Genomic DNA, 18,639 nt, shown 5'->3' with positions numbered 1-18,639 from the left:
AGGAATTCTTAGTGTTCCGCACCATGATGAAAGCAAAAATCCATCGCGCAACGGTAACTGAAGCAAACTTGAACTATGTGGGCAGTATTACCATCGACAAAAATTTGTTGGATGCACTGGATATTTTGCCAAATGAAAAAGTACAAATCGTCAATAACAACAACGGAGCGCGTCTGGAAACATACGTCATCGAAGGGGCTCCAGGCAGTGGCGTCATTTGCTTGAACGGAGCAGCTGCACGTCTCGTTCAAGAGGGCGATATCGTCATTATTATTGCCTATGCGATGATGACGGATGAAGAGGCGAGAACTTATAAGCCACGTGTCGCCATCATGGATGAAAAAAATCAGATCAAAGAATTGATTGCTGAAGAAGTGCACGCGACGATTCTGTAAGCGATCTGTCTGTTCCTGTATAGAGCCATCTGCCTTGTGAGACAATGAAAGTACTCATGCCTCATAGGGGGTGGCTTTTCTTGTGAAAATCGAGGACTGGTTTCATACGCTTCGTACCAAAGCGCAGACCATTGAAGAAAAGTGGCAGGGGGCTTCTGAACAAGAGCGTCTTCAGCTCGCGGAACAATTGTTTCAATTGCGCCAAGTAAGTGATACAGTCGTAGACCTGTGGCTGCAATTCGAAGAAAAATTATCGAATGCGATTCGTAACATCAAGGAAATGGAAGGCCAGCTTCCAGTGGAAGAGAAAAAGACGGATCAGTCGAAGGTGAATACAAAATCACCAAAGGCCGTTGAAACGAATCCATACGAGCCGATTTTTCGTCGAGGGGAAGGCTTTTATCATTTGCGCATGTTCCAAGACGCGAAAAAGTGTTTTGCAGAATTAGTCCAAAAATCGCCAGACTGGGAAAGTGGACGCCTGTACTACGCCTACAGTCTCCTTTTGTGCGAGGAGAATGAATTGGCCTTTCGGGAATTCCGTCTTCTCGGCAGGACAGCAAGCTCTCCTACCGTTGTGGCCATCAGCTTTAATGCCATCGGTTGCATTCTGGCTGAAGAGGAGCAGTGGTTAGAGGCGTCGCAAGCTTTTAAGACGTCTCTCGAAATCAAGCCAGAACAGGAAGAAGCCAAATACAACCTCGCGCTATGCTATTTAAGAGATGGCGATGCACAGGAAGCTTTGGACGAATTGGAACCGTATCTAGAAAAAAACGAGCACGATTGGGAAGCGCAGATGCTATGGCTGCGAGCTGCCAAATTACTGCATACGATGGACCAGACGGTGGAATGGAGCCCACCTAAAGGCTTGCAACTGCCGACGCGCGATTTGGACAGCGATACTCTTCAGGAAATGGCCTCTTTATACGAAACAGTGGGCAATTATCACCGGGCACAAATTTGCTATCACTTTTTGACGGAGCGTTCCCCAAAAGATGGGTGGACGTGGCATGGCTTAGCCTGGAATACGTGGCTCATTGCAGGTACGAAGCGGGCATTGACGCTCGTCAAAAAAGCCATCAGTCTTGCACCCGAAAATGACGACTTTCTTTTTAGTTATGGATGGATGCTGTTGTTTGATGGAAGGGTAGAGGACGCAATCAAAGCGTTTCGGATCATGCTGGAGAAAAACCGAGACAATCGCCTCGGACAATCCGGGATGATTTCCGCATACGAAAAGCTGGGGGATACACAAGAAGCAAAACGGTTGGCAAAGTATTTCCTGGACGACGCTGAGCCATATGTACGTTCGTTAGGGTATTTTCATCTGGGAAGAATCGCGGTTGTGGAAGAAAATTGGCGCCTAGCTGAACAATATTTTCAACGGGCATTGCCATTCGCAGAACAGTTATGGGAAATCCCCATCTATCTGCAATTATGCGCAAGCAAGCTCGGTCAATCAGAAATGCAAACCGAGCTCGTACAGCCTTAAATGTACAGGAGAGCAGGAATATTTCCCATCGTTGCCGAATGTGAATGGGTGCGGATTGAATGTTTCCGCCCAGGTTACGAGGTGACAACGTTTGAATCGATTACTAGTTGTAGATTTTGAGACGACGGGAAGCCATCCACGCCAAGGGGACAGCATCATTCAGATTGGTGCCGTCGCAATCGATGATGGGCAGATTACCGAGAGTTTTTCCACCCTGATTCATCCAGGCCAGGATATTCCCCCATTTATTACCCAATTAACAGGGATTACCAATGAGATGGTTGCAGATGCTCCTTCCTTGGAAGAAGTGTTTCCAGATTTCTTGCGTTTATTGGACGGGCGAGCTTTTGTTGCACATAATGCAAGCTTTGATCTCCAATTTTTACAAGAAGCCCTGCTGAGCCAGGGCTATTATGCGTTTGACGGCTACGTACTTGATACAGTGGAGCTATCCCGTGTTCTGTTGCCGATGCAAAATAGCTACAGACTCGGAGAACTGGCGTCTGAGCTGGAAATCGAGCACGATAATCCCCATCAAGCAGATAGCGATGCACTCGCAACGGCGCAGCTGTTTCTCCACTTGCTGGATATTTTAAAGAGACTGCCTCTCGTGACCATCCAGCGCCTGCAGATGCTCGTTTCTTCGTTTCGCTCTGATATCGAGGTTCTTTTACGTCAGATCGAGATGGAAAAGCTCATAGAGCTGCCAGAGCTGGATGGAACGCCAACCAAAACGGATTCCTCAGACATGTGGGATGTTTATCGCCAGCTGGCTCTTCGGAAGCGAGAAGAAAAATTAACAGCCTCGCTAAAACGTTCCCATGTCGATGCGACAGTGACCAAAGCGTTTGCTGACCAGCTCGAGGATGTCTTGGGCGAAAACGGGCACATGCAGGCGAAAATGTCGGGATATCAACGCCGGGATGCTCAGGAAGCGATGATGCATGCGGTCTATGAGGCCATGGAGGATGGTGCCCATTTATTGGTAGAGGCAGGGACAGGTACGGGAAAATCATTAGCCTATCTCTTACCGGGGATCATTTGGGCTCATCACAATCAGCAGCAGCTGGTGGTCAGTACCAATACCATTCAATTGCAGGAACAGTTATTCCATAAGGAAATCGCTACCTTGCAGGAGTCTCTGCCGTTTTCCTTTACAGCTTCGACGCTAAAAGGCAGAGGAAACTACTTGTGCTTGCGTAAATTTGAACAAGCCGTGGACGAGCCTGTAGAAGGAAGCAGCCAAGAAATGCGCTTGGTCAAAGGACAGATGCTGACGTGGCTCACGCAAACCGTAACCGGTGACGTGGAAGAGCTGAGCATGCCTCCGAGTGGCCAACTGCTGTGGCAACAGGTAAAAAGTGACACGAGCTCTTGTTTGAATCGGGCTTGTCCCTGGTTTAGTCGCTGTTACTATTTTCAGGCGAAGGAACGGGCTCGCGATGTCGATGTACTCATCGTCAATCACGCCCTTTTCATCAGCGACTTGCAAGCGGAAAATAGAATCCTCCCTCCGTATGAAGTTGCCATCGTCGACGAGGCCCATCATTTGGAGGATGCCGCGACACAGCATTTAGGCAAACAGTTTTCAACCACGCAGCTTCTTTTCTTGTTAGATCGTGCATCAGTTGAAGAGAGTGGGGCAATTTCCCGCTTCGCAGAAGAGCTGCAAAGCTGGATGCCTGCGGTTGAAGAAGATGTCGCCACAAAGCTTCTGGAGTTGAGAAAACAGTCCGCTGCCTTACGTGAGAAAGCGCAGCAATGGACACAGCTCTTGTATGCATGGGCATCAGACCGTGCGGAGGAGACGACGGACGCCGGACGTGAGACAGTACGTTATCGGGTCGAATCATTTGTAGGTAAGCACGAGAAGATACGTAAAGTAACCAAAAAGCTGATAGAAGGGATGACTGCATACGCAGCGGGCATCGAGCAGCTTTTGCGAACGACTCCGCAAGAGGAAAAGCCACCATTTGTCGTACGCAGTCTACTGACAGATTTATTCGGTCTCATCAAAGACTGGCAAAATGTTGTGGAGCTGCTTCACTTCTTTTTACTTGAGCAGGATGGCGAGTATGTATATTGGATGGAAGTAGAGTCCCGTACAGCTCGCAAGCAAGTTCATTTGTCAGCAGCACTCTTGAAGGTTGCCGACTCACTGGCAGAACCGCTTTTCGCGCAGAAGCGGAGTCTGATCTTGACATCAGCCACTCTGACGGTCAAAAACAGCTTCTCGTACATCAAAAGCCAGTTTGGTCTCGACCAACTGCCCGAGGAACGAGTGCGTACCTTGTCACTGCCATCGCCTTTTCATTATGAAGAGCAGGGATTACTGTTGATTCCATCTGATTTCTCCGCACCAGGCAAAGAGAGTGACCACACGTATTTGGAGGCGGTCATTCAAGGGTGTGTTGATGTGGTACTGGCTTCGAAAGGAAGGACGCTGATTCTATTCACCTCCCACTCGATGCTTCGACTTGTTTACCAAGCGATGAAGGAACGGCTTGCGGATGCTCCAGAACCATATACGCTATTCGGTCACGGAATCGATAGCAATAATCGGAGCAAGCTGGTTCGTTTGTTCCGAAGCATGGAGAGAAGTGTCCTGCTTGGGACGAGCAGCTTCTGGGAAGGTGTCGATATCCAGGGGGAATGGCTGAGCAGTTTAGTCATTGTTCGCCTCCCGTTTGCTCCACCCAATCATCCTGTGTATCAAGGAAGGGCCGAGCTTTTGAAGACAGAAGGAAAAAACGCTTTTATGTCCTTGTCTCTTCCACAAGCCGTTCTGCAATTTAAACAAGGGGTGGGTCGATTAATTCGCCACCACTTGGATCGTGGGGTCGTGATCGTTCTTGACACGCGTGTGGTTGAGTCGAGATATGGACGCTCATTCCTTCAATCTTTGCCACCATTTCAGATCGAAAGCGGTCCATGGCCAACGCTTCGAGAACGTATAGAGCCATTCCTTAGTATGCAATCCCTGTCAGATTCATAAAATGAAGCAATAGTCTCATAGGGATTAAGGTGATAAAATAAATGTTATGGAAAAAAGAGTGGCGTTGGTGGATTGTAGTTCTTAGTGCGATTTTCCTTTGCGCATGCTCGATTGATAGCCATTTGTATTTGCAAGAAGCAGCAGTGAAGATAGATGACCCGTTTGAAACAGAGACAGAGCAGGAATTTTCGGGTCTCATTATCACCTACTTGGCACTTCCGCATGGTGAGAGTACACTTTTGAGAATGCCAGGCGGCAAAACGATGCTGATTGATACGGGTACGGCAGATGATTGGCCCGTTCTCTCGGCACGCTTGGCAGAGCTCAAGATCACACGGCTCGACTATGTCGTGTTGACGAACGACCAGCCTGAGCATATGGGAGGCTACGCTTCATTGAGCCAGCAAGTGCTTGTAGATGCCGTCATTTTGCCCAAACTGATCGCATCATCGCTTCGCCATGTCGCGCTGCTTCGCTCCAACCAAAAACAGATGGAAGCAGAGCAAGGACAAGTACTCACTCTTGACCAAGAAATCTCCATGGAAGTTTTGCTCCCGGATGAACCGTTATTTTTATCGCCTCAGAACAATTCTCTCGTTTTTCGATTGACGCACGGTCAATTGCGATTTTTATTTATGAGCGCCGTGAATGAAAAAGCAGAAGAGCGACTGTTGGAACGGAAGAATGACAGACTGAAGGCGGAAGTCCTAAAGGTAGCAGGTCAGGGGAGCAATCAAGGCTCTTCGCAACCGTTTCTGACGCAAGTCGATCCACAGGTCGCCATTATTCAGACAGGCCGATCACGGGATCAAATGAAAGACGGTCAGACGGAAGTCATGGAGCGCTTGGGTGAGTCATGGGCCGAGACATACGTTACCAGCGACGACGGTTCCATTACCATTTTATCGAATGGAAAAGAATATCGGATTTTGAAGCAAAAGAATTAGGGGGGAAGACCGAACGTGGCAAAACACGAAAAGATTTCAGAAGCGGTCGTCCGTCGTTTGCCGATTTATCTGCGTTACCTCAGTTATTTGCAGCAAGTTGAGGTGACCACCGTTTCCTCCCAACAGATGGGCAAGAATCTTGATGTGAATCCTGCCCAAATCAGAAAGGATCTTGCAGCTTTTGGTGATTTTGGAAAAAAGGGAATCGGCTATGATGTCGATTATCTGGTGGAAAAAATCCGTGAAATTCTGAAGCTAACGGATGAAATCCGTGTCGCTTTGGTCGGAGCTGGGCATTTGGGCCATGCCATTAGTAACTACAACGCTTATTTGAAAGATAACATGCGGATTGCGGCCATCTTTGACAATAATCCAGAGAAGCAGGGCAAAAAAGTCGCAGGTATACCTATTCAGCCTTTATCAGAGCTGGAAGAAACAGTCGTCGACAAGCAAATCAAGCTGGCGATTATTACGGTACCGGCACCTGCAGCGCAATCCGTATGTGATCAGTTGACTCAAGCGGGTATCAGGGGGATCTTGAATTTTGCCCCTACGACGATTCGCGCAGGAAAAGATGTTCGCATTCACTATGCGGATGTGACGTCCAACCTGCAAAGCTTGGCCTACTATTTGACGTAAGAATGGAGTGTATACTATGAAAAAGACGATCCTCATTCACGCAACAGTCATTACCGTTAACGATACGAATGAAGTCATTTACGATGGTGCCGTAGCATTCGAAGGCAACAAGATTACGTATGTGGGCCCAACTCCTGAGGACCTGTCGGAAGCGGGATACGATGAAGTCATCGATCAAAAAGGTGATTACATACTACCTGGCTTAATCAACACGCATGGACATGCTGGTATGTCCCTCCTACGCGGTTATGCAGATGATTTGCCGCTGCAACAATGGCTTGAAGACAAAATGTGGCCATTGGAGGCGCAATTCACGGGAGACACAGTAAAATGGGGAACCCAGCTGTCGCTAATCGAGATGATTCGTACCGGTACCACTACGTTTGTGGATATGTATGATCATATGGATGTCGTGGCGAAGGAAGTCGATACTGCTGGAATGCGCGCTCGCCTTTGCAGAGGGATGATTGGTCTGTGCTCCGAAGAAGAACGTCAAACAAAGCTGAAAGACGCGACTCTTTTTGCAAAAGAATGGCATAATCAGGCAGACGGGCGTATTACCGTCATGATGGCACCGCATGCGCCGTACACGTGCTCGCCAGAATTTATTACCCAAATTATCGAAAAAGCCGATGAGCTTTCCTTGCCGCTTCATATCCATATGTCTGAAACTGCTTGGGAAGTCGGTCAAAACGAGAAGGACTACGGGCTTCGTCCAGTTGCGCATTTGGAAAAGCTGGGAATGTTCAATCGTCCAACACTTGTCGCGCATGCTGTTCACCTAACGGATGAAGAAATCGACATTTTGGCAAAATACAACGTAAGAGTTTCTCATAACGTAGTGAGCAACCTAAAACTGGCTAGTGGTGTTGCGCCAGTTCCTAAAATGTTGGCAAAAGGTGTAAGCGTGTCCCTGGGTACCGACAGCTCTGCAAGCAACAACAATTTGAATTTGTTTGAGGAATTGAAACTCGCTGCGATCCTACACAAAGGTGTGAACAACGATCCAGTAGCAGTTCCAGCAGAGGAAGCACTTCGCATGGCTACTCGTTATGGTGCAGAAGGGGTATTCCAAGAGGAAACACTCGGAAGCATTGAAGTAGGCAAGCAAGCTGACTTGATCGTGCTGGATAGCCACCAAGCCCATTTCCACCCGGCACACCAACCGGTTTCACACGTGGTGTACGCAGCAAATGGACGCGATGTGAAAGATACGATTGTAGCGGGTAAATTCTTGATGCGTAATCATAAGCTGTTGACCATCGATGAGGAGCGCGCGATTTATGAAGCAAACCGCGTATTCCAAACGTTAAAACGGTAAAAGGCTCCTGTCAGGTGGGGGACAGGAGTAAGGCAGTGTAGGTGTAGGTAGGGGAATTGGATACTACGACGTTCCGTTGTTCATTTTTGCCACAGCTTTTGTCAGGAGATGATGGCGAAAATGAAGAGTGGGTGTGTGCGACCATTGACGCAAGGGAGACGACAATCCTGCCCAGGAGACGCGGTATTCCTGTAACAGAAACCCAAGTATGTCAGGAGATGTGGTTTGTTGCGAAGATGTCACGCGCTCACCTCCTCGGGGTGTATATGTAGTATGACCGCCCGACCCTAAGGTATGATTAGCAACTTTTCCGTGTCGTTCTAAAACCTTCCCGTATAGCATAGGCTAAAGACAAAAATGGGACAGGGGGGACGACATGTACATCCGGCCCAAAATGCTGTGGTGGCTCATTCCTATCCTACTCGGTCTATTTCTCCTTGGGATTGTATTGGGGACAGTAAGTCGATCAGCCAATACAGACAGCACTGATACTGCGGCTGCGGTCAGACAAACAGCAGGAACGGAGCAGACAGCGACGACGGTAGCGGAGCTTTTGGAGCAGATCACGAAGGACGAGGAACGCTCATTTCTGGTATACATGCAGGATCAGACCTTGCATGGGCGATATCAAAATGAGCAATTTCAGCTCACAGGAGAAATCGGTGGCCACCAGCTTGAAATAGCCAGAAAAGATGGGCAACCAGTATCGGTGCGAATTGATGGCCAGATAAAGGATCATGCCGCACTGCCGTATGCGATGTTCACCCCGCATGAGCACGCAGTATTGCTCAAGGGAGTTTTGCAATCGGTTAGTCCTGAACGCCTTGAAGATACTGCAGGGCAAGGATGGAGTGGATATCGGATAGCGGTTCCACCAGAGGAAGTCTCTTCGTTATTATCGATGTGGTTAGGTCCATCCTTCCCTATTCAGGATTTGTCTTCGAACGTAACAGAGGGAATGAAAGTCAATTACCAACTATGGTACGAGTCAACTACGGGGCAGCTTCGCCAACTGGAGCTGGATTTGCAAATGCAAACGGCAGTTGGAGTGAAGAGAGACCAGCTTCGATTCCGATTGTAATGTCAGCCACGTAAAGGAGTTACTTTGCTGTGTTAGTACGAATTATCCTATCAATCGTAGCCGTCATTTTACTTACGGGAGCTGGGTTCGCCTATCACCTGACGGCTTCTGTAGCAGGAGAGCGTAATCAATTTGAGGAAACCGTTCGTCAGTGGGTCCAGGATCGCACGACAATCACGGAGATTGAATCCATTGATGAATATCGAGGCAAGGAGAGCTACGCTGTCGTCATTGGGAAAAATAAGGCGGGTACACAGGTTGTAGCATGGATGACCGATCAGAAAGTTAGTTTCGATCGAATGGATCTAGCTGTTCCTAAAAAGAATGTAGAAGAGGCGGTTTACAAGTCATTCCCGCAATCGGAGATCACTCATTTGGTTCCTGGTCTCGAAAACGATAAGAAATTTTGGGAAGTCACTGTCAAAGACAAAGACGGTCGTTTTCACTATATTCACTATGATCTATTCACAGGTGCTTTGTTAACCTCGTACGTGCTCGCGCCAACCTAATACGCTAGCTTGACGACAGGCCTTTTCCTTATGGGAGAAGGCCTGTTTGGCATTCCATCCAACATCTGTATAAGAAATTGATATACTCATATGATATACTGGGGACGTTGCAGAGAGAGAAAACGAGAACGATATTTATGGGGGGAGTAGCCGTGCAGTTGAAAAAGAGCGCAATTGGATTATCTTTGGTGGCAACCTTGGCACTCCTGTTCGGAGGATGGTTCTTGTATCAAAAGATGGAGATTGAGGAGCCAATCCGTGCAGAAATTGGACAAATGCAGTCCGCCACATTGGGTAATTTGGAGATCAGCAAAGATAAAATTCAAATAGATGTAACTGTTACAAAGCCAGACACGTTTCCAGCAGAATATCGCAATTTGCTAACGGAAACACAAAAGATCGCAGGGGAAAAAGAAGTGGTCATTGACATAGACAATCAGTCGACAGCGATGAATGATATATGGCAGAGCGGTCAATTTGTGTTTACAGAAGCAGTGGAACTGCATGAATATAGCCGCATTCCAGCCCTCGTGGAACAATGGAAAAAGGGGAATCAGCTGGACGAAGCATCTGCATTAATGGATGACGAGAACATTTATGTTTACTTGAAAAAAGGAACGGAGGATTTCTACACCATCATCCCCCGTTCCATTGAAAAAGAGGTGACGGCACGTGCGTAAGGAAGTACTGATCGGCGTCGTACCTGCACTGTTTATTTTTCTTGTTTTTCTAGGTGTAAATATTACGCCATTCTTGGTGTTCGGAGCCGTACTGGGGGCGATTTACTTTCTGGTCATCCGTCAGCAAAATGGACAAGGCGGGAATGTCGCCCTCGGTGGGAAAAGAAAAGCAAACAAGCATGAGCTGCCGAAATCGGACGTGCAGTTTGCCGATATTGGTGGACAGGAACGCGCTAAAAAAGAACTGAAGGAATCGCTTGATTTTCTCGTGTATAAAGACAAAATTGAACAGTACGGGATTCGTCCGATCAAAGGTGTTCTTTTGACAGGTCCTCCTGGTACGGGTAAGACACTGATGGCGAAAGCAGCAGCGAACTATACAAATTCTGCCTTTGTGGCGGCATCAGGTTCGCAGTTTGTAGAGATGTACGTCGGTGTCGGTGCACAACGCGTTCGTGAATTGTTTCAAGAAGCGAAGACATTGGCAGAGAAAAATGGGCAAGACAGCGCGATTATTTTTATCGATGAGATCGATGTCGTCGGTGGAAAAAGGGACGGTCAACAGCAACGTGAATACGATCAGACCTTGAATCAACTGTTGACGGAGATGGATGGTGTAGCTACGACCGACAAGCCGCGGATTTTAGTCATGGCAGCTACGAACCGGAAAGACATGCTCGACGCAGCGTTGTTGCGTCCTGGTCGTTTTGACCGTCATATTAGCGTTGATCTCCCAGACAAGCCAGCACGCGAGCAGATTTTGACCATTCATACGGCGAATAAACCGCTTGGCGAAGACGTCACACTGGAAAAAGTGGCACAAGAGACATTCGGTTTTTCTGGCGCACAGCTGGAAAGTGTAGCCAATGAAGCGGCTATTTACGCCATGCGTGACCGACAGGACAAGATCACTGCGAAGCATTTTGCTTATGCCGTGGATAAGGTCATGCTCGGAGAGAAAGTAGACCGACAAGCATCAGAGGAAGAGAAGAAGCGTGTTGCGCTCCATGAATTGGGGCATGCCATTGTCAGTGAGATGGTGCGACCAGGCTCTGTCTCGCAGGTCACGCTGAGTCCACGTGGCAAAGCACTAGGGTACGTACGACAAAATCCAATGGAAGACCGCTATTTGTATACCAAGGATGCGATGGAAAAGCAAATCATGGTTAGCCTTGGAGGAGCCGTAGCGGAGGAAATCTACTACGGTGGGCGCAGTACTGGATCGAAGAATGACTTCGAGCAAGCGCTGGGAATGGCACAGGAAATTGTACAAAGCGGTATGTCGGATCTGGGGATTGTACATTTGCAATACGTGGAGAAGAGTCGTATTCATGATGAGGTTGAGCGTCTGCTGGATGGGTTGCTCGTAGAAACTCGCAATCTTTTGAGACAATATGACTCCGTATTCCAAACAGGCTTGTACACATTGATGGAAGCGGAAGTCCTGCAAGGCGATGAATTCAGGACGCTTTTGTCACAAACGAAAGAAGAAGTTGCTGTATAAATGAAGATAAAGAACCTGCTAGCCAACGGGAGAGTTGGCCAAGCAGGTTTTTTTGTGTTGGCTGGAAACTTAGGCCAATAAGGATGAAACAATTTTGTAGACACGGTGCCAAATAGGGAAATGGATGAATATCCTACAAGAGTGATACGGGAATGAAATCAGGAGGCAAGGAGACCCTATGGCCAATGTGAACCGGCGAAAAGCAAACAAAAGTCTGAGTAAAACCTTTAGGCAGACCATGCACGAGTTACCGCTCTCATATACATCATCACCCGATCGGGAGTGGATGGAAGACCTCGAATTAAATCTGCTTGAAAGTAATTTGGAGAGCGATCAGAGAATACCTCCCCTCTCTGCTGCCACACCGAAAGAGCAACAACAACCGATTCCCAAAGTACCCAAGCAGGACCTATCCTCCAAACAGGACTCGTTTTCCAGACAGGATTCAACTTCCAGACAGGTATCAAATTCTAGGCAGGATACAACTTCCAGGCAGGATACAACTTCCAAGCAGGATACAACTTCCAGACAAGTTTCAAATTCCAGACAGGTTTCAAATTCCAGACAGGATACAAATTCCAGACAGGATACAACTTCCAAACAGGATGCATCTTCCAAACAAAGCTCAACTGCCAATCCGAACTTTTATTCGAAGGTCATCAAAGACCGAAATGATGATCGTGTCCAATCATTTGTCTATACAGACGACTTGACAGATCAATCAGTGACCACTGAAAAAATTGCGAACCGTGCCATTGACTCGTCCAAGATTAAGCAAGGCGCCGTGGATAATTCGATTTTGAAGGATTATGCCGTGGACAGCAGCAAACTCGCGGACATGAGCGTAACCTCCACCAAAATCGCACCGCATGCGATACTGCGGGATCATCTGGGGCGGGGAATCGTAGACGGTGAGCATTTGCAGGATTATTCGATATCCGCGCAAAAATTGATCAACCATAGCATTACGTCGGAGAAGTTAGCTGATAAAACCATCGACTCCATGAAATTTGCCGACCACTCGATTCAGAGTAAGCATATTCAGGATCAAGCCATTACGAATGACTTGATCCAGGATCAATCGATTACCACGGAAAAAATAAAAATGGGATCCATTCAAACAAGTAACCTAGCCAATTATGTGATCAACACAGTGAAGCTTGAGGATGGAGCAGTCACAGGAGATAAATTACGCGATGGAGCAGTTACTTCGACGAAGATAGACGAGGATGCAATTGAGTCTCAACATATCCGTGAAGGCTCCATTTACCGTCATCACCTCACTGAAGAGCTAATAGCTGGCAGTAATATTAGCGCTGGCAGCATCACGAATCATCACATCGCATTTCAGGCCATTTACAGCCAGCATTTACAGCCAGAAGTGGTGACCAGTGATAAAGTGGGGCCAAATGCGATTTCGACTGAGCATTTGAGCAACAACAGTGTCACGACAGAAAAACTCGCCAAAGAATCAATCGGTAGTACACATTTACAAGCTGGCAGTGTCCTATCGAGCCACTTGCAAGATGGGATGCTGACGTCCAAAAAAATTGGGGATCAGCAGGTTACCACTGGCAAAATAGCCGACAAGGCTGTCACTATCGACAAATTGGCGAACAAGAGTGTAGGAGAGAAACACTTACTCGACGAGAGTGTGAGTTCACGACATCTGATTGACGGGTCCATTCGTTCAGAAAAGTTGGCAAGAAGATCTATAGAAGAACATCATTTGGCTGACAGACTCATTGGGGGCAATCATCTACGCGAATACATCATCCACACGCAACATCTGCATGACCACTTGGTGACCACCTCAAAATTGGCGCCGGAATCTGTTTCCACAGACAAAATTTCAGATCTAAGCATTACGACAAGCAAAATTGGAGATGCCGTCATCACAGCCCCCAAAATAGCCAAAGATGCGATCAAGACACGCCATCTGGGCAGAGCAGCCGTCACAGGGGAAAAGATCGCCGAAAAAGCAATATCGTCTACACATCTCAACAGTCATATCATTCAAAATGAACATCTCCAGGGTAACTCCATTTCCAAGGAAAAATTACAGGAAGGCAGTGTCACCCGAGAGAAAATAGCTGACCAGAGCATTGATGCGAGCAAGCTAGATAGCCATTCGATTCATGGTGCTCATGTCATAAAAGGCAGCTTGGATGGAACTCATATTATGGAGGGGACGCTCAAAGGAAATCATCTTGTCGCCAGAAGCATAACAGAACAGCATCTGCAAAACCGGATCATTACGCAGGAAAAACTGGCAGAGGACTCCGTGACCGGTTCCAAAATTGCGCCCAAAGCTGTCTCTACGCTTCACATTGAGAATGAGTCGATTACGGCTGAGAAGCTGAGCTTTCCGGTCATTGAAACGCATAATCACGTAGGAGTAACCTTTCAACAATACGGTTTCGTCCCATTCAGACTTTCTGCCACGAGCAAGTCCACAGATGTGACCGTTCGTTTGCCACAGCCATATGCGGATACACATTATTGTATGGTGGCGATGACAAATCAACCGGGGATATATACGTCGCTCAAATACACCAAGAGGACTTCAGCGATCATCACCGTGTTCCGCAATCAAGAGGGTCAAGAAGCGACTGGTGTGATTCACTGGATCGCGATTGGAGAAAAAGGAGTAGGTGTCCCACACGAAATATTGGAATGGTCAACGGAGAGGGAGCAACTGGAGACAGAAGAAGTCGACGAAGATCAGATCGAGGAAGATCAAGACATGGATGATGAAGACATGGATGATGAAGATACCGATGATGAAGATACCGATGACGAAGATACCGATGACGAAGATACCGATGATGAAGATACCGATGATGAAGACACGGATTATGAAGACGCGGATGATGAAGATACGGATTATGAAGATGCGGACGATGAAGACATGGAAGATGAGGACATGGACGAGGATGACATGGATGAAGATGAAGATGAAGAAGATACGGATGAAAATGATCTCGAGCAAGATTATTATGAAAGTAGTGAAGAATACGATAGCGATATCGAGCATGATAAATAATTCGGTAGGAAACAACAATGGGGCGAGTGGATGATTCAGAAGCGGGGAGGCCGATGTTGAGATCAGGTCTCCCAAATGTATATTAGTTTACATAATAAATTTATGGTTAACATTGTACAAGGAGACTTTCATTGAATTTGCAGGCCCCCAATAGTATAATTATCAGGTATACTTAGTCTGTATTTGCGTGGCATGGTAAATGGAGGGAATCATTCAATGTTGACGACGATTGCCCGAATCGGGCAGCATGTTGGACAAGAAGTACGCCTGGGATGCTGGTTATACAACAAACGCAGCAGCGGCAAGATTCAATTTTTGCAGCTCCGCGACGGCTCCGGCTTCATCCAAGGTGTAGTAGTAAAAGCGGAAGTAGCGGAAGAAGTGTGGGAGAATGCATCGCAGCTCACACAAGAAAGCTCACTTTACATAACCGGTGTAGTTCGTGCGGATGACCGCGCACCAAGCGGTTACGAACTGACAGTAACAGGTGTGGAAATTATTCAGATCGCCCAGGAATATCCGATTTCCTTGAAGGAACACGGTGTTGACTTCCTCATGGACCATCGCCACCTGTGGCTGCGTTCTCCACGTCAGCGTGCAGTCATGGCTGTGCGTTCCGAGGTGATTCGCGCCATGTATGAGTTCTTCCACGAGAACGGTTTCGTAAAAGTAGATCCACCGATTTTGACACCGACCTCTGCGGAAGGTACCACCAATCTGTTCCATACCAAATATTTTGAGGAAGATGCGTATCTCTCGCAGTCCGGCCAGCTTTATATGGAAGCAGTTGCTATGGCGTTAGGCCGCGTTTACTCTTTCGGTCCAACTTTCCGTGCCGAGAAATCCAAGACACGTCGTCACTTGATCGAGTTCTGGATGATCGAGCCGGAGATGGCTTTCGTGGATCATGAAGAAAATCTGCGTATTCAGGAAGCGTTTGTTTCTCATGTGGTACAATCCGTATTGAAAAACTGTGAGCGCGAACTGAAAACGTTGGAGCGCGATACCACAAAACTGCAAAATGTAACAGGGTCGTTCCCACGCATCTCTTATGATGATGCGATCAAACTGTTGCAGGAAAAAGGTAGCGAGATCAAATGGGGAGACGACTTTGGGGCACCGGATGAGACGATGATTGCGGACCACTTCGACAAGCCTGTTTTCATCACTCATTATCCTACCGAAATCAAAGCTTTCTACATGAAGCCACACCCTGAACGTCCGGAAGTGGTTCTGTGCGCGGACATGATCGCACCAGAAGGCTACGGCGAAATCATCGGGGGTAGCCAGCGGATTGATGATCCAGAACTCTTGGAGAAACGTTTTGCTGAGCATGAGCTTTCGGAAGAGGCATATCGCTGGTATTTGGATCTGCGCAAATACGGTACAGTTCCTCACTCGGGCTTCGGTTTGGGTCTGGAGCGTACGATTGCATGGATTTGCGGTCTGGATCATGTGCGTGAAACGATCCCATTCCCACGCATGCTGAATCGTCTCTACCCATAGAGAGTTCCTTTATCATTGAACGATCTACACCCTGTTGCGCGAGGGCAGCAGGGTGTTCCTATTGTTTGACAGCGCGTTTTACGCACTCCCTTGTTATTCCAACCCAGAGGTGAATATGCGTTATGGACTCCCATATATTGCAATTGTTGCAAGAAGGAGCAACATCCGTCTCCAACCTTCTTTTGAAAATGTATAAGCGTATGTCATTGACTGATGACGAGATGATGCTACTGATTCATCTGTTATCCTTTCAGCAGGAAGGGAATCGATTCCCGACCTTAACCGAGCTGGAGGAACGCATGTCCATGACGAGCAGGAAATTGATTCAATCTCTACAAAAGCTATTAAAAGAAGATTGGATTACGATAGATGAGTTTATCGATCCTCAGACTGGCATGCGTCATGAGCAATACAATTTGACCCCTTTGTACAAAAAGCTGTACCAGACCTGGCGGGAGCAGCAAGCAGACCCGAGAAGCATGGAGCCCTTTATGGAAGTGGCCGTTTCTCTGGATGCCGAACCTGTTGCCATTTACGCTCGTTTTGAACAGGCATTTGGTCGCCCGTTAGCGCCATTTGAATTGGAGAACATCCACATGTGGACCGAACAGGACGGCTATCAGGAAGAATTGATATTGACCGCTTTGCGTGAGGCTGCAACGGTCGGCAAACTCCACATCCGCTATATTGACAGGATCTTGCTCGAATGGCAAAAGCAGCAGATTACAACCGTAGAACAAGCACGTCTTTACAGCTTGAACTTCCGTAGACAAGCAAATATGAGAGACCACGGGCAACCGCTTTGATTTCATCCAAATCAAGCGGTTTTTTCTATGTCACCGTACACGTACCCATTTTCCTTGTCTGTCATAACATATTACGTAGATGCAAGCTTCAGGAGGCGATGACTTGTGGAAAAACGAAAAAAATGGGATCTGTCTCATTGGGTAACGCCAGGTGTGTTTTCAGGAAGTTATGTCGTAGATGAGGCAGTTCAACGTATTTCAATCGTAAAAGCCAATGAAAAACAGGAAGAGGAAGTAACGGAAAACGTTCAAGAGTTGGTTGTAAAAACAACAGTAGAGCAGCCGAAGGAACTGGTCTTGGAGCCTACCTTCGAAATTATTATGAGAGAGACCGACGAGGTAGTCGTGGAACAGGTTCACAAGCTTGAACAAGAAGTGATGGAGCTGAAAGAGGCACTGGCTTCGTGGGAAGAAAGATGGGAGAAGCTTGAAGAAAACCATACTAAACAATTGCAGTACCTGTATCAAGTAGTTCTTTCACTGAAAAAGGAGTGGGAGATCGAGCGAAATGAACATCGCAATTATTAGTCCGGGTCCCTTTTCTGTACCACCGGTCAAAGGAAGCTCGGTCGAACACGATATTGACGAGGTTACAAAGATGATCGAGCCCATGCATAACGTGAAGATCTACACGCGTCAATGTGCGACCTATCCAACCTCATCCGTGGAAGAAAACCGGCAGTTTATTCGCGTCCCGTATAAAGGGCCAAAGCCTTATTTGCGCCGGATTATTAACCATATCAAAAAAAACAAGCCAGATGTCATCCTCGTGGAAAACAGACCGATCTATGTTCTCACATTAAAACGCCATTTTCCCAAGATCCCGGTCTTTGTGAATATGCACTCTCACGTGTATGGGTCACAGCCGATCATCAGCAAGGAAAATATGCGGCGTGCCGTTCGACTGGCAACAGGTTTTATTACGAACAGTGAATTTTTACGTCAACATTTTATTCGGACGTGCAAGATTCCTGCCAATAAAATTCATGCGGTTCACCTCGGAGTCGATGTCACTCCTTATCAGGTTGCAAAGATAGCAGTCAAAAAAATGCGCCAAGAACTCGGATTGAAGCCAGATGATCGCGTCTTGTTTTATGCCGGCAGACTCATGCGCGGAAAAGGGGTGCATGTGCTGATCAAAGCCTTTCGCCAGGTGAGCAAACAAGACCCGAAAGCTAAACTCGTCATTGTGGGCGGTACGGGATACGGCAGTAATCGCCTGAACCCGTATGTTCGAGAGCTCAAGCGACTTGCGAAGCCTTTGGGTAAAAAGGTACGTTTCGTCAATTTCGTACCATCCGCAAAAATGCCGCTTTACTATCAAATTGGGGATGTCGTGGCGACACCATCCGTTTGGAAAGAAGCGTTTTGCCGTGTCAATTTAGAGGCAATGGCTTCCGGAAAGCCCGTCATTTCCACTCCACGTGGTGGTATTCGTGAAGTCGTTGCCCACGAGAAAAGTGGCTTTATCATTCCGCCAAAAGATTGGGAAAAAGGATTACCTGCTGTCTGGGAACTGTTGTGGAGTTCACCTGCTGTCCGGAATGAAATGGGCAAACAGGCCCTGCAACGAGCCAAGTTTTTTTCTTGGTACGCGACAGCGCAAGGCTATCTGAACGTGTTTGAAACAGTTGTTCCAACGCGAAGTGAAGAGAAACAACCGCTTTTAAAAACTGGTTAATTCGAACGGAAAGGATGTAGGTGGTTGCCTTTTCTTG

General features: G+C 47.4%; 16 protein-coding genes. 15 read left to right on the top strand and 1 reads right to left on the bottom strand.

Features of this window, described 5'->3' with window-relative positions; all coding sequences use genetic code 11:
* Positions 1 to 11 precede the first annotated feature (11 nt).
* The 6 genes from panD to HPY28_RS02750 all read left to right on the top strand — a co-directional run bounded on the left by panD (position 12) and on the right by HPY28_RS02750 (position 7,789).
* Positions 12 to 395, top strand: a complete 384-nt coding sequence (panD, locus tag HPY28_RS02775) for an aspartate 1-decarboxylase (RefSeq protein WP_007723146.1) — start codon at positions 12 to 14, stop codon at positions 393 to 395.
* An 82-nt stretch (positions 396 to 477) separates the two neighbouring features.
* Entirely contained in the window at positions 478 to 1,887 is a 1,410-nt protein-coding gene (locus tag HPY28_RS02770; RefSeq protein ID WP_174230051.1) for a tetratricopeptide repeat protein, read from the top strand.
* Between the two features lie 91 nt (positions 1,888 to 1,978).
* Entirely contained in the window at positions 1,979 to 4,882 is a 2,904-nt protein-coding gene (dinG, locus tag HPY28_RS02765) for an ATP-dependent DNA helicase DinG (protein WP_174230050.1), read from the top strand.
* Between the two features lie 41 nt (positions 4,883 to 4,923).
* Positions 4,924 to 5,829, top strand: coding sequence for a ComEC/Rec2 family competence protein (locus tag HPY28_RS02760; protein ID WP_017248150.1), 906 nt, complete (start codon positions 4,924 to 4,926; stop codon positions 5,827 to 5,829).
* Between the two features lie 15 nt (positions 5,830 to 5,844).
* Complete coding sequence (locus HPY28_RS02755; RefSeq protein ID WP_017248151.1) at positions 5,845 to 6,468, top strand: redox-sensing transcriptional repressor Rex; 624 nt, start codon at positions 5,845 to 5,847, stop codon at positions 6,466 to 6,468.
* A gap of 16 nt (positions 6,469 to 6,484) precedes the next feature.
* Positions 6,485 to 7,789 (top strand): amidohydrolase, encoded by a 1,305-nt coding sequence (locus HPY28_RS02750; RefSeq protein ID WP_173621616.1) that lies wholly within the window; start codon positions 6,485 to 6,487, stop codon positions 7,787 to 7,789.
* 63 nt (positions 7,790 to 7,852) lie between these two features.
* Here HPY28_RS02750 and HPY28_RS02745 read toward each other — a convergent pair whose 3' ends face one another.
* Positions 7,853 to 8,032: a hypothetical protein gene (locus HPY28_RS02745; RefSeq protein ID WP_133257456.1), complete on the bottom strand. Its 180-nt coding sequence runs from the start codon at positions 8,030 to 8,032 to the stop codon at positions 7,853 to 7,855.
* A 133-nt stretch (positions 8,033 to 8,165) separates the two neighbouring features.
* Between HPY28_RS02745 and HPY28_RS02740 the strand changes: the two genes are divergently transcribed.
* The 9 genes from HPY28_RS02740 to HPY28_RS02700 all read left to right on the top strand — a co-directional run bounded on the left by HPY28_RS02740 (position 8,166) and on the right by HPY28_RS02700 (position 18,602).
* Positions 8,166 to 8,870, top strand: a complete 705-nt coding sequence (locus HPY28_RS02740) for a hypothetical protein (protein ID WP_174230049.1) — start codon at positions 8,166 to 8,168, stop codon at positions 8,868 to 8,870.
* A gap of 29 nt (positions 8,871 to 8,899) precedes the next feature.
* Positions 8,900 to 9,379: a cell wall elongation regulator TseB-like domain-containing protein gene (locus HPY28_RS02735; protein WP_007723133.1), complete on the top strand. Its 480-nt coding sequence runs from the start codon at positions 8,900 to 8,902 to the stop codon at positions 9,377 to 9,379.
* 152 nt (positions 9,380 to 9,531) lie between these two features.
* The gene (locus HPY28_RS02730; RefSeq protein ID WP_017248154.1) at positions 9,532 to 10,059 is read left to right on the top strand and encodes a hypothetical protein; all 528 of its coding nucleotides are present in this window, start codon (positions 9,532 to 9,534) and stop codon (positions 10,057 to 10,059) included.
* Positions 10,052 to 11,563 carry an AAA family ATPase gene (locus HPY28_RS02725; RefSeq protein WP_017248155.1) on the top strand — a complete coding sequence of 504 codons (1,512 nt, stop codon included), beginning with the start codon at positions 10,052 to 10,054 and terminating at the stop codon, positions 11,561 to 11,563. The genes HPY28_RS02730 and HPY28_RS02725 overlap by 8 nt, the downstream gene beginning before the upstream one ends.
* Before the next feature lie 178 nt (positions 11,564 to 11,741).
* A complete protein-coding gene (locus HPY28_RS02720) occupies positions 11,742 to 14,609 on the top strand; it encodes a WIAG-tail domain (protein ID WP_174230048.1) in 2,868 nt (955 codons plus the stop codon).
* A gap of 216 nt (positions 14,610 to 14,825) precedes the next feature.
* Complete coding sequence (gene asnS, locus HPY28_RS02715) at positions 14,826 to 16,115, top strand: asparagine--tRNA ligase (protein WP_007723123.1); 1,290 nt, start codon at positions 14,826 to 14,828, stop codon at positions 16,113 to 16,115.
* 122 nt (positions 16,116 to 16,237) lie between these two features.
* Entirely contained in the window at positions 16,238 to 16,921 is a 684-nt protein-coding gene (locus tag HPY28_RS02710; protein ID WP_069845302.1) for a DnaD domain-containing protein, read from the top strand.
* A 105-nt stretch (positions 16,922 to 17,026) separates the two neighbouring features.
* A complete protein-coding gene (locus HPY28_RS02705; protein WP_017248157.1) occupies positions 17,027 to 17,449 on the top strand; it encodes a hypothetical protein in 423 nt (140 codons plus the stop codon).
* Positions 17,430 to 18,602: a glycosyltransferase family 4 protein gene (locus HPY28_RS02700; RefSeq protein ID WP_173621620.1), complete on the top strand. Its 1,173-nt coding sequence runs from the start codon at positions 17,430 to 17,432 to the stop codon at positions 18,600 to 18,602. Before HPY28_RS02705 ends, HPY28_RS02700 begins: the two co-directional genes overlap by 20 nt.
* Positions 18,603 to 18,639 lie beyond the last annotated feature (37 nt).

Source organism: Brevibacillus sp. HB1.2 (assembly GCF_013332495.1).
GTDB lineage: Bacteria > Bacillota > Bacilli > Brevibacillales > Brevibacillaceae > Brevibacillus > Brevibacillus porteri.
This window is presented reverse-complemented; position numbering and strand designations above follow the sequence as displayed.